The organism is Eggerthella sp. BIOML-A1, assembly GCF_009875595.1.
GTDB lineage: Bacteria > Actinomycetota > Coriobacteriia > Coriobacteriales > Eggerthellaceae > Eggerthella > Eggerthella lenta.
In genome coordinates, this window is sequence record NZ_WWRZ01000015.1 from 1 (window position 1) to 12,356 (window position 12,356).

The 12,356-nt window shown below is 61.5% G+C and carries 10 protein-coding genes; 1 reads left to right on the forward strand and 9 read right to left on the reverse strand.

Features of this window, described 5'->3' with window-relative positions; genetic code table 11:
* From GT590_RS13935 to GT590_RS13975, 9 genes are all read right to left on the reverse strand, one after another.
* The coding region (locus GT590_RS13935) for an N-acetylmuramoyl-L-alanine amidase (protein ID WP_192925374.1) at window positions 1-1,904 on the reverse strand (1,904 nt) is incomplete at its 3' end.
* Window positions 1,905-2,078: 174 nt separating this feature from the next.
* Window positions 2,079-2,975, reverse strand: coding sequence for a sugar phosphate nucleotidyltransferase (locus tag GT590_RS13940; protein ID WP_009304106.1), 897 nt, complete (start codon window positions 2,973-2,975; stop codon window positions 2,079-2,081).
* 36 nt (window positions 2,976-3,011) lie between these two features.
* A complete protein-coding gene (locus GT590_RS13945; protein WP_009304105.1) occupies window positions 3,012-4,613 on the reverse strand; it encodes an ABC transporter permease subunit in 1,602 nt (533 codons plus the stop codon).
* 6 nt (window positions 4,614-4,619) lie between these two features.
* Complete coding sequence (locus GT590_RS13950) at window positions 4,620-5,414, reverse strand: ABC transporter ATP-binding protein (RefSeq protein WP_009304104.1); 795 nt, start codon at window positions 5,412-5,414, stop codon at window positions 4,620-4,622.
* Entirely contained in the window at window positions 5,414-6,409 is a 996-nt protein-coding gene (locus GT590_RS13955) for an extracellular solute-binding protein (protein ID WP_009304103.1), read from the reverse strand. Before GT590_RS13955 ends, GT590_RS13950 begins: the two co-directional genes overlap by 1 nt.
* Window positions 6,410-6,531: 122 nt before the next feature.
* Window positions 6,532-7,368: a phosphorylcholine transferase LicD gene (locus tag GT590_RS13960; protein ID WP_009304102.1), complete on the reverse strand. Its 837-nt coding sequence runs from the start codon at window positions 7,366-7,368 to the stop codon at window positions 6,532-6,534.
* A 24-nt stretch (window positions 7,369-7,392) separates the two neighbouring features.
* Window positions 7,393-8,511 carry a glycosyltransferase gene (locus tag GT590_RS13965; RefSeq protein WP_009304101.1) on the reverse strand — a complete coding sequence of 373 codons (1,119 nt, stop codon included), beginning with the start codon at window positions 8,509-8,511 and terminating at the stop codon, window positions 7,393-7,395.
* Window positions 8,508-9,800, reverse strand: a complete 1,293-nt coding sequence (locus GT590_RS13970) for a lipopolysaccharide biosynthesis protein (protein ID WP_009607756.1) — start codon at window positions 9,798-9,800, stop codon at window positions 8,508-8,510. Before GT590_RS13970 ends, GT590_RS13965 begins: the two co-directional genes overlap by 4 nt.
* Window positions 9,797-10,591, reverse strand: coding sequence for a phosphorylcholine transferase LicD (locus GT590_RS13975; protein ID WP_009304099.1), 795 nt, complete (start codon window positions 10,589-10,591; stop codon window positions 9,797-9,799). Before GT590_RS13975 ends, GT590_RS13970 begins: the two co-directional genes overlap by 4 nt.
* 224 nt (window positions 10,592-10,815) lie before the next feature.
* Between GT590_RS13975 and GT590_RS13980 the strand changes: the two genes are divergently transcribed.
* Window positions 10,816-12,356 (forward strand): MBL fold metallo-hydrolase (locus GT590_RS13980; RefSeq protein WP_240133657.1); only part of this gene is annotated, 1,541 nt, incomplete at its 3' end.

Sequence of the window (12,356 nt, forward strand, 5' to 3'; positions counted from 1 at the left end):
CCGGTGGCCATCCTCCCGCTCTCGGGGTCGAGCCAGTACCAGGAGCCGCCCTTGCTCAGCCAGCCGGTCTGCATCGCGCCGGAGCCGGACAGGTAGTACCAGGTTCCGCCTACCTTCGCCCAACCCGTCTGCATGGCCCCCGATCCGTCGAAGTAGTAGCGATGTCCGTCCGAAGCCGTCGTCCAGCCCGTTGCCATCTTGCCAGTCTGCGGATCGAGCCAGTACCACGTTCCACCCAGCTTCAACCACCCCGTCTGCATGACGCCGGAAGACGAAAGCCAATACCAGGACCCGTCGTCTTTCAACCACCCGTCTGTCCGCAAGGCACACGAGCTGTCGAAATAGTAGCGCTTTTCATCAATGGTCTGCCATCCGGTGACGGCGTACGAATCCGCCCCGAACCAGTACTTCTTACCCTTGACCTGCTGCCAGCTGCTCGTAGCATACGTACCGTCGGCCAGCTTCAGCTTCCAGCGGCCGTTGTCGATTTCCCACCCAGAAGAGAGCTTGTACGTCTCGGCTATGCCCTCGGCATCAGCGTAGCCCAGCTCCTTCAGGAACGCCTCGCTTTTCAGCTTGTCGCTGTCGCTCTTATTAGACAGGAACGCATGCTCGACGATGATGCCCACGATGCCGGCTTCGCGACTTGCCTCGATGACCGTGTAGTAGTCCTGGATGCTGCCATCGGGATAGTAGAACGGGCCTTCGCCATCCACGCGCTCCGAATCGCGCACTTTTATGCCGCGGTCGGTCAAGCCGAGTGCAGTCAGCTTCTCCAGGATCTTGCTGGAGAGCTGTGCGCCCTCCTCGTGAAGCTCGTGACGATACGAGCTGTCGTTCGGATACCACACTTCGGCACCGTTGCCCGAAGCAGGTCCGGAGTTAAGATGCAAGCTGACGAACACGTTGGCTCCTGCGTCAACCGCGCGGTTCACGCGCTCAACAAGGCTCACCTTCTCGTCGCTTCCACGCGTCAGCACCACTTCGACGTTCGCATAGGACTCCAGCGCCTCCTTGCAGTACAACGCGATCTTCCATGTGAGCTCCCTCTCAACCAAACCGTTGGCCGAAGCCCCGGGCTCGCTACCTCCGTGGCCGGGATCCAAGGCAACCACGAACTTGCCGGAGGGGCTGCGCGCGCCCGAGGCGGCCGAACGACCTGCGACGGCAGAAGCCGCTTCGGCGGACAGCTGCGCAGCCTCCTCGAAGGACGATGCCTCCTCAAGCTGGCCGTCGTCGGTCAGTGCGTACACGGACACGCCGCCGGTCGACTCATCGGACAGGGAAAACGCTTCGGCTTGCGGCTCGGCCACCATGAACGCGTAGGGCTCGCCCTCACAGGAGGACAGATCCACCAGCAGCGTGCGGCTGTCGGCGGCAGACGCGCCCTCCATCCGTTCGAGACGGTACTCCCCGGCCTCCGGAACGTCTACGGAGAAGAGCGCCGCATTGCCCGCGTACTCGGAAGCGGTCGCTTTGACCGACGCGCCCGAAGGAGCCGTCAGCGTCAGTTCTGCGGACGTCAGCTCGATCGACTCGTCGTCCAGCGCAACCACGACGAGCTGGGAACCGCCCGCGCTGGGGGAGCTTTCGTCGAAGTACACGAAGCCCACCGGTTGCCGGTCGGGACCGAGAGCCGCCGCCGAGGCTTCGGCCTCGCTATCGGGTTGGGCGGTTTCGTCCGCCTCAGCGGGCTCCGAGCCCTCCCCTTGCCACGATTCGGTAGAAGCGGGAGCCTCTTCCGACACACCCTGATCGATGGAAGGCGACTGGATGACCGGGTCGGATGCCGGATCGGAGATCTGGGGATCGGCCATCGCGGCCACGGAAGCCGTGGGAACGAGCGCGAAAGCCAGCATAACCGACAAGGCCAGCTTGGACAATCGGGATGAAACCTGGTGCATGGAGCACCTCCGTACTTCGAACTGTCAGTTGCTACTACGATGCGTTGTCGCAAATATTACCGCTGATGAGTATATCAGTAAACGAGCCCCTCCCGAAGACCTCTCGACAGATGGCGTATGTCGGACGCACCGAAGCAGCTGAACGCGTGAGCGAACGGTATCGGACCTTCCGTGTCACACGTACGCTTTGTCAAGCTCTTGCAACTCGCGGTACGTGTCGATCTCGATCACGTCGTCGAACGTGCACTCACGCACGACCACCTCGTAGTTGCGGGCGAAGTATCGCAGCGCTACCTCGTCCCAATAGCGCTCCTTGCCGCCGGGCATGGCGAACGTCGCCGGCACGTCGTCGGCCAGCTTCCTGCCGTCCTCTTCGGTCCAATAGGAGATGCCGAACATATGATGGCAGTCCGTCCCGCCTACCGACAGTCCCGTGATCACACCGCGGCGCGTTTGGAAGCACCAGTCGTCAGTCACCTGCACGGGCACGCCGAGATAGTTCGACGAGTACTGGTACTTCGTGATCAGCTTCGGGTTGTACAGCAGCAGGTCGGACTCGAACACGTAAGCGTTCTGCAGCAGATCCTTCGCCGCCACGGCCGACGAGATATTGTTCGCCTCGTTGTAGAAGGGGTTCTCGATGAACTTGAGGCCAGGATATTTGTACAACAGCTGGTCGAACTGCTCGGCCAGATAGCCGCGCACCACGTACACCTCCTCGATGCCCGCCGCGTACACGGCGTCGAGCAGCGAGTCGATGATGCGCCGCCCCTGCACTCGGATGAGCGGCTTCGGGGTGTTCAGCGTGATGGGCACCAGACGGGAGCCGAACCCGGCGGCGATCAGCACCGCACGCTTCACACGGTAGGGCTCGAGCGCCTCCAAGCCGGCCGCCGACAGCATGCCCTCGCGCACGAAGCCTCGCTCGTGCAGATCGGCCATCGCGCGGTTCACCGTGCCAACCGACAAATCGGCCGCCGTGGCGATCTCGCGCTGCGTGAGCGCCTCGTCGACGCGCTCCTCGAGCGCGGTCAGTATCTTGAAATCCTTCACACCAAGAGAACGTTCCATGGCAGCAGTATCCCTCTCGTTCGAGCGACGGACGCGTCAGGCCGCGAAGGCCTCGGGCGCTTCCGCGCGATGAATAGCTTTTTTGATGCCTGCGAGCACGAGCTTCGAGGCAATGTTCGTAAGGAGGATGATCAGCGACACGAACGCGGCGCACTCCGTCAGACGCTGCGCGTCCAGATCGGTGATGAGCAGCGCAAGCGGCATGTCGAGCGTCGTAGCGAGGAACGCCACCGCCGAGATGGTGACCATGCAGTTCACGAAGAAGTAGCCCGCCATCTCGATGATCGTATCCATCGTCTGGGGGATCAGCACGTCTTTGAGGATGCTCGCGCGCCCGATGCCCATAGTCGATCCGACCGCCTCCAGGTTCTCGTTCGCCTTGCCCAGCGAGTTGTACGCCATCAGGTACGGCGAGGCGAAGAAGTGCACGAGGTTCACCAGGACGAGGATGGCCAACGTGCCGTACAGGACGGAGCCCTTGAAGAACAGCACGTAGGACAGGCCCAGCACGAGGCCCGGGATGGCCAGCGTCGTGATGCACACGAGATGCAGCAGCTTCGCGAAGCGGCCCCCCATGCGCGCGGTTATATACGCTGCGAAGTACGCCAACGTCGTGCCGACGAGCGCCACGAGACAGGCGATGACGATGGAGTTGAACCAGTAATCGCCCGCGTTCATGTTGAGCGCCCGGCCGACGTTGTCGAACGTCACGGCCATGTCGACGGGGTACTTCTTTACGAACGACACGAGCACGAACGAACCCAGAGGCAAGATAATAGCGACCGACACGATGGCGGCCAGCGCGTAACCCAGCACGTCGCGCACGGCGCTTCGGGCGATGGAGAAGCGCTTCGACACGAACGAGCTTTTCCCCTTGTCCGCGTTGAGCACATCGATGAGAAAAGCCACGATGGCCGGGATCAACAGCACGAAGCCGATAGCCACGCCCGTGTCGTAGTTCAGCAGGCCGATGACCTCCTGGTACATGAGCACCGGAAGCGTGGTGGTTTTGCCGCCCACCATGAGGGGCACGCCGTAGTCGGTCACCACAAGCGTGAACGTGGCGAACACCGCCGAGATGAGCGGCTTGCGCAGATACGGCATCGTGATGCGCAAGAACTGGCTGCGCTTCGGCACGCCCAGCACGTCGGCAGCCTCGTACGGCGAGGCGTCCTCGTACTTCAGCACATCGTACAGCAGCAGGAAGGCCGACGGGAACGAGTACAGCACCGAACCCATCACGATGCCCCAGAACCCGTACAGCGAGAAGTCCAGCCCCAGCGCGTTCGTGATGACGCCGTTCGAGCCCAGCAGGAACACCAGGCCCATGCCGAGCGCGAGCGACGGGATGAGCATGGGCAGCGTCATGACCACGGCGATGACGCCCTTCGCCCGCACGTTAGTACGGCAGAGCACCCACGACATCGCCAGCGCGAACGCGAGCGAGATGGCCGTCGAGGTCAACGCGACGCCGATGGAGTTGAGGCACGCCGTGGCGAACTGCTCGGTGCCGAACACGGCGCGCGCCTCGGGGCTCGCAAGCCGCGAGAACATGCCAATGAGCGGCAGCACCGCCGCGACCAGGAAGAAGGCCGCCAGCACGATGCGCGTGAGGTTGAGTTTCCCTGCCCGTCTCACGGCCGCCTACCGATCCATGAAGCGGGCGAGCGAATCCATCTTGATCCGCAGGTTCTTCACCACGAAGTCGGCGACGTAGTCGTCGGCCGGGTTGGCGATGATCTCGTCGGGCGCGGCCAGCTGGTGGATGCTGCCCTCGCCCATCACCATCACGCGGTCGGACAGCGCGAACGCCTCCTCCTGGTCGTGGGTGATGTACACCATCGTGGTGCCGAACTCGCGCTGGATGCGCTTGAGCTCGAGGCGCAGCGACAGGCGCGTCTCCACGTCGAGCGCGCTCATGGGCTCGTCGAACAGGATGACCTCGGGGTTCAGCGCCAGCGTGCGTGCGATGGACACGCGCTGCTGCTGGCCGCCCGAAAGCTGGCGCACGCTCTTGTCGAGGTGCTCTGCAAGCCCCAGCTGCTCCAGCACGCCCTGCGCGATCTCACGACGACGCGCCTTCAGCTCGGGCTTGAACTTCAGCGCATACTCCACGTTTCCACGCACGGTCATGTTCTCGAACAGCGCGTAGTTCTGGAAGACGATGCCCATGCCGCGGTCGTCAGGAGGCGCCGTGGTGATGTCGCGCCCGCCGAGCGTGAGCGTACCCTCGTCGGGCATCAAGAGGCCGATGAGGATGCGCAGCGTGGTGGTCTTACCGCACCCCGACGGGCCAAGGATGGAGAGGAACTCGCCGTCCAACACGTCGAAGTCCAGCGCGTGCAGCACTTCCTTACCGTCGAAGCGCTTCACGAGGCCGCGCGCGGACAGCTTCTTCGGCGCGCCGCCGGCGGCCGGCGCCTTCGATTCGTTCGTCATCAGTACTTCCATCTTCCCAGCAGCCTCTTCTTCTCGTCGGGGTCGGTGATGCCCGTCATGTCGGCGTAATCGATATCGGTCGGGTAGTTCGGGATCTCGGCCTTGAAGTCCGCGAGCACCTGATCGGGCACGTAGGTCTCGTTGTCGATCTTGACGCCCTCGGTGGAAAGCCAGTCGAACACCTCGCGCACGGCGGCGCGCGAGCCTTTGCCTTCGACGATGCCCATGCCGTATACGGCCCACGGCGCGCCCTCCTCGAAGAACAGCACCTTCAGCGGCACGCCCTGGTTGATCTCGGACACGGCCTGAAACGTCATGCCCAGGCCGATGGCGGCCTCGCCCTGAACGAGCGCGTTCACCGGGCCCGATCCCGATGAGGTGAACTGGTACACGTTGTCGGCCAGACGGTCGAAGTAGTCGAACGCCTCGTCCTCGCCCCAAGCGTTCACCAGACTTTTGACGAAGTTATAGCCCGTGCCCGACGATTTTGGATTCGGCATCGTAACCAGCCCTTTGTACTGAGGATCGGTCAGATCCTCGTAGCTTTGCGGGGCCTCGAGGCCGTGCGCGGAAAGCGTCGTCTCATTCACGGCGATGCATGCGCTCTCACGCGCGAAGGGGAAGTAGCGATGGTCGGGATCCACCAGGTCGGCGCAGTAGCGCTTCGCATCCTGCGCGGGAAGCTGGTCGAGCCACTCCGACACCTGCTTGATGTAACCGCCTTCGAGGTCAAGCACGATGTCGGCCTCCGATTGCGAACCCTCCATCCTCAGCTTCGCGGCGCAGTTGCCCGTGGGAATGTAGTGCAGGCGGATGTCGTACTCTGGGAAACGCGCATGCATCGCCGTGATCAGCGACTCGTTGCGCACGCCTTCGGCACACGAGTAGATGACGACGGTGCCGTCGTTCGCCGAGCTGCAGCCGGGCAGCGCCAAGACGGCTAGCGCGCCCGCGGCAATCCAGCAGAACCTTCTTCGTGAAATTGCCGCGACCATACGCTCCGCTTCCTCGTCGACTTTATCGAATAGCAAAACGAAGCATAGTAGATTTGTTCAATACTGTAAAGTAGGTGTACTTTTTGAACATAAGCTTATCGGGAGCTTCCGATCCGCAGCGCCTAATCGCTTCCGAAGTCGAGCTCAATTGGAGCATGGTTGCGACGAGCCTCAATCGGGGGCAATTCCCTCCAACTCGAGCCGTATACCCTCTCAAGATAAGACTCCGCTCGAGCGGGAACGGGAAACGAGAACCCTTCGAACAGCATCTCACGACCAGGCGAAAGCTCGTCCGCAGGAAACGCCGAATCAGTAACGTACGCCATGCTCATGTAATCACTGCCGGGACGCTCCGAACCTCGAAGCGCCCAAGCCTCGAACGACCTCACGACACGCTCGTGGTTCAAAAACGCCTTTGCACCCACGTGGGCAACCGAGCAAGCACCTCTTTCGAGCGCACCAAGGATGCCGCAATGGGGCACGGTCACATGCCGAGCGTGCAGCAGGTAAGACGCGCTTTGCCATGCTCGACATCGCCGAATCTGCCGAGTAGCAACGCTCTCGTCGGCATGGAGGATGTCGTAGGGGAACACGTCCACGAAGATGCCCTGATCGATTCCCGCCTCCATGGTTTCCGCCGTGAAGAACTTCGTGCCACGCTTCCAAACTTTCGCGAACATGCCAGCACAACGGGAATTCGCCCGAGGCTCGCACACCGCATACCTTTCTCCAAGCGCTTTCGGAGCCACCTTCAAGAAGCGTTCGTAATCAGGTCGAAGCATCCCTACATCGATATCGTCGTCCCACGGAATGAACCCTCCGTGCCGAACGGCGCCCAAAAGCGTGCCGCACTCCAGGAAGTACGGTATGCCCTCCGATCGGCATACCGAATCGATGTCGCGGAGGATGCTCAATTCCGCAAGCTGCAGCTTCCTCAGCACGTCCTGTTCGTATTGCACCGCTTTCGCACCTTCCCTTGCTTTTTATTGGGTTTCAGCCAGATCCAGATAGTACGATTCGAGCCATGCGGCCGTGTCGCGGATATCGAAACCCGACAGGCGCACGGCCGCGGCAGCTTCCGCCCGGTCGAAGCGCTTCGACAGAGCGCGCTCAACCGCATCAGCCCACGCCCCCGCTCCGGCCTCCAAAGGCAGCCGCTCGACCGCAAAAGGAACCGCAACCGCCAACTCGGGAACCCCCGTGGACAACACGCACGGCACGCCGGCGGCCTGAGCCTCCATCACGGACATAGGCAGGCCCTCCGAAAACGAGGGGAACACGAACGCATCGAGGGCCTTCAGCACGTCGGGCACGCGATCGGTGACTCCGAAGAACACCACATCGCCTTCAAGGCCGGCATCCTCGACCGCTTGGCGAACACCGCCCTCGAAAGGACCTCGACCCACCAGCAGCAGCTTGGCATCGGGAATGCGCCTTTTCACTTCGGAGAACGTCTCGACGAGGAACAGGTGGTTCTTCACCGGATCGAATCTGCCCACATGTCCAATCAACGGAACGCCGGCGAATCCAAGAGATCGTTTGGCACGCTCGCAAGCGGAAGGGTCGCCGGCGTACGAATCGACGTCGATGGCGTTTTTCAACAGATGGAACCGCTCGCCCTCGACGACGGCCTTTCCGAACCGATCAACCCCCGCCTCCATGGAGCAGGCGATGAAGTTGTCGGCCACGCGTCGGACGGGATACGCCAACGCCCTGAATCCCAGCTCCGTAACGGAAAGAGGGAACTTCTGGGAATGGCTATGCGCGATCGTCACCCGGCCCTGCCGCTTCGCCTCCCTGAGGTACACCGGGGCACAGCTTCCGATATGCCCATGCACGACGGGATGCTCGGAATGACGAGAGAAGAAGTCGCGGCACTCGTCGCGATACGTAGAATAGTTCACCACCTTGAAACGAGGCAGCCCGCGAAACACCTCGCCTCCCAAATCCTTGATCTCTTCGTCGTAGTCGCACACGCGCTGTTCGTGAACCAGGAAATCGAACTGCACCTTCGTTCGATCGATGGCGCGGTACAGGTTCATTATCATCGTCTCGGCGCCCCCTCGATCCATAGCGCCAATGACATGCAGAACACGTATCATCCGTCCGTCCTTTCTCCATTGCCCCCGTGCGCGCGAGCAGGCCCGCGCCGCACCGTGGCTATGAGGAATCCCAGAAGGGTCAGCACGCCCGCCAGGCAGGCAACGGCTCCGGCAAAGCTCACCCCGTTCATATCCCACAGGTTCACGAACGGGAACGTGACCGCCAGCACCGAGACAAGCGCGACGATGTTGCCGATGAAATTGGCTTTGAAGTTGCGCAACGTGATCAACAAATCCCCGAAAAACCAGAGAAAAGCCGTCAGTATCGTGGATAGGATGATGGGCTGCAGAAGATAGACGTACGGCTCGATGCTGGAACCGAACAAAAGCTGCAAAGCCCACGATCCGACGAGCTCCAAGACAATGGAACAGGCGATCCCCACCAAGACGATACCGCCGATCGTTTTCCCCAGCAGCTTGAGGAAACCCGAAAGATCCCCGTCGAAGAAGTGGCGCGGGAAGACGTCGAGGAGAGGGCCGTACAAATACATCGCTCCCATCTGGATGACGAGCGCAGGCGCGGCCACCGACGCGTAGATGCCGAGAGCCGCATCCCCCGAGGTCATGGCCAGATACTGCTTCGGGATGGCGAAAATCGCGCTAGCGGCCAAAGAGGCCAGCACGGCGGGAAACGACACCTTGAGAAAGAAGAGCGCCTTGCTGCGAGATAGCCGCAAGCAGACGCGCTCGAACTGGCCAGCTTTCGGTATGTCGAACAGCACAAGGACTCCGAGCGCCGAAGCGGTCATCCCCACGATAGCGAGGTTCAGGTTCCGCGTGAACCAAAAAACCGCTACGAACGCGGCGAGCGTGCTCAAGCCTTGGGCGATGAACGACTTTCCTATATAGTCCATACGGCGATGCTGCTGGTCGGCACCGTGCAGGATGTCAATCAGCAAGCCTACGGCCTTGAACACGAAGAAAAGCGCGATGGTGGCCAGCGCGTACGGGGCGCATGTTAGATAGGCGTACACCATGCACGCAACGAAAGCCAAGCCCAGCGTCAAACAACGGAAGCCCAGGTATTCGGCGAGGTCGTTCTCGCGCCTGATATCAGAAATCTGATACGTCCCCATCTTGTAGTTCGCAAACGTGCCGAAGATGCCAACAACCGACATGGCCAAAGAGAGCAGGCCGGCATCGTCGTAGCCCGCGGACAACCTCACAACGAGAACCGTGACCAGCCATTGGCAGGCCAAGTACGTCATCGACCCCGCAGAGTTCCACAGCATGTTCTGCTTGGTGGACAGGGGCGGCACGTCTCGCATCTTGGAAGATGTCGGCTTCATAGACGATACGCCTCGAACGTATGGATCTCCCGATCATCGTCGCCCGGAATCGCCCGCCAATCTCCGTACTGTAGCTCCAGGAATCGTTCATAGCCCGCCGGAGCCAGGAACACCCGATCTTCGAAGGGCATCTCGACGGGGTCGAACAGGCTTCTGGGAAACTCGACGATTTTGTTCTCCGTGCCGACGATGTCGGCCACCACGTCCGACCTTTCCCCCCGGTTGGCATCGCGAGCGTTCTCGTCGATGGCGCGAGCGTACTTCAACGCATCGAGCCTGCGCGCGAACGGACACACGATGCGCTTGACGAGCTTCACGAAGGCGCTCGACCCCACCGACGGATCGGCGACGATGAAGCCGCGCACCAGCGATAAGAGGGCATTCTTTCGATAAGGACGTCGGTCGCCGGGCTTCAAATCTTCGAGCGGAAATATATCGACCCACACGCCCGTGGACGTTTTCTTGTCGACGAAATTCTCCAGCACGCGCGTGGTGGTGTCGACCAGCTTGACGAAGGAGTAGATGGACTTTCCGTCCCGATACCACGCCAAGGAGAAGCGATCGCTCGACTTCCATTCGTCGAACCCTGCAATCAGACGCTCGTAGTCGGCGCGCAGCATCACGACGTCCATGTCGTCGTCCCACGGAATGAACCCGCCGTGGCGAACCGCACCTAAAAGGCTGCCGTACGCCAAAAAATACGTTATGCCCTGCTCACGACAAACCCTGTCCAGCTCGTCCATCAGCTCAAGCTGGATTTCCTTCATGTCGTCTATCGTCAGGCGCTCCATGGCAAGTCCTACCTCGGATTTCTTCACGTCATCAAAATGTGCCCGGTAATCGGCCGCATCCGCCCAATCCCGTCGAGTTCCTCAATTGCAAAGCCCTATTTTAGCGTTGATTACCGAAGAACCAGGACCAAATCGTATAATGAGGAGAATATCCAAGCGACCCGTCGAAAGCAACGAACCCGCACGCCCAGCGCGCCATCGTCAAGGAGGCTTCCGTGAATCCCATGCGCTTGCCGCGCCCCTGCGCCTTCCGAACCATGCTCGCAATCGTTCTCGCAGTCGCCTGCGCGGCTCCGGCGCTTGCAAGCCCACCGACTGCGTACGCTGATCAGAGCCAGACCGAAGCGGCGAGCGCCGGCACGCACATCCATATCCTCCCCTTCGCCGGCACGGACGCCATCGTCCTGGAGAGCAACGGCCGCTTCGGCATCGTGGATTCAGGCGAGGACAGCGATTACCCTGACGGATCGGATCCACGCTACCCGCTCCGCCCCGGAATCGTAAAAGGGAGCGGCGTCGAGGATGCTGTCGTCGCATACCTGAAAAACCTCGGGGTGAATTCGGGCAACCTCGAGTTCTACCTCGGCACGCATCCCCACAGCGACCACATAGGCTCCGCCGACGAGATCATCCGCGAGTTCCGCCCCCAGCGCGTGTACCTGGCTGAATATCAGGATTCATTCATATCGGACGAAGCTCGCCTCTGGGACAACCAGTACGTGTACGACAGAGCTATCGCTGCGGCGAAAGAGACGGGCGCCATCCTGATCCAAAACCTGGATCCGAACGCGCCCGTGGAACCCGCGCCGAACCCCGTCGAAGCTCAAAGCGACTTGACTGCTGTCGGCGACGCTCCGCAAGCCGACGTGCTGGACGCCGAAGGCGTGATGGAGCGCTTCGGCGTGGACCCCACCGACCAGGACGATCCGTACAACTCCGAATTACTGCCAGAAGAGGGCATCGCGGTCACCCGGTCGGTCGATCCCAACCTGATCCACGAGCACGCCCCCGACCCCTCGACCACGGGAAGCCCCTTCTTCACCCTAGGAGACATGAACATCGAGATCGTCAACTACGGAGACGACTACAAGTTCAACCCCGTGCCCGACGCGAACTACTTCTCCTGGGGCGTCAAGGTGAAGGCGGGCGGCTCCACCGCCTTCCTCGCAGGAGACATTAACAACTACGATGGAGACGAGGATCGGCTTTCGGGCATGATAGGCCACGTCGATCTGCTCAAGCTGGCTCATCACGGCCTGAGCGGATCGAACACGCCGTCCTACCTGACAGCACTCTCCCCCACGTACGCCGTGCAGACGGGCAACAGCAGCAATCTTCCCGAATACGCGACCAAGACCCTTGACCGGCTCGGCGTCCGCTACTTCACCGCGCCGGAAGCGTCGGCGAACGGATACGGGGCCGTCGTGGCCACGTTCGCGAGAGATGGCCTGCATCTGAACGTCATGAAGGACGCCGCCACGTACCACGCGTTCAATCACGACCCCCGACTCGTCTTGTACTACCAAGGGCTCAAACAGGCCTATCAGGGGTGGAAGACGCTGGGCGGATCATGGTACTGGTTCGCGAACAGCGCATCCGCCACCCAAAACTCCTGGATCAAGCAGGGAGGCACGTGGTACTGGCTCACCGACTCCGGCGCCATGGCCACGGGCTGGGCGAAGGCGGCCGACGGCAAGTGGTACTACTTCGAAGGCTCCGGCGCCATGCGCTCCGGCGGCTGGATGAAGCAGGGCTCCTCCTGGTA

What these genes read in the sequence shown, in the direction of transcription:
- GT590_RS13955 (WP_009304103.1), bottom strand. Translation starts at nt 6,409, where the DNA reads ATGGTCGCGGCAATTTCACGAAGAAGGTTCTGCTGGATTGCCGCGGGC.
- GT590_RS13940 (WP_009304106.1), bottom strand. Translation starts at nt 2,975, where the DNA reads ATGGAACGTTCTCTTGGTGTGAAGGATTTCAAGATACTGACCGCGCTC.
- GT590_RS13975 (WP_009304099.1), bottom strand. Translation starts at nt 10,591, where the DNA reads ATGGAGCGCCTGACGATAGACGACATGAAGGAAATCCAGCTTGAGCTG.
- GT590_RS13970 (WP_009607756.1), bottom strand. Translation starts at nt 9,800, where the DNA reads ATGAAGCCGACATCTTCCAAGATGCGAGACGTGCCGCCCCTGTCCACC.
- GT590_RS13950 (WP_009304104.1), bottom strand. Translation starts at nt 5,414, where the DNA reads ATGACGAACGAATCGAAGGCGCCGGCCGCCGGCGGCGCGCCGAAGAAG.
- GT590_RS13965 (WP_009304101.1), bottom strand. Translation starts at nt 8,511, where the DNA reads ATGATACGTGTTCTGCATGTCATTGGCGCTATGGATCGAGGGGGCGCC.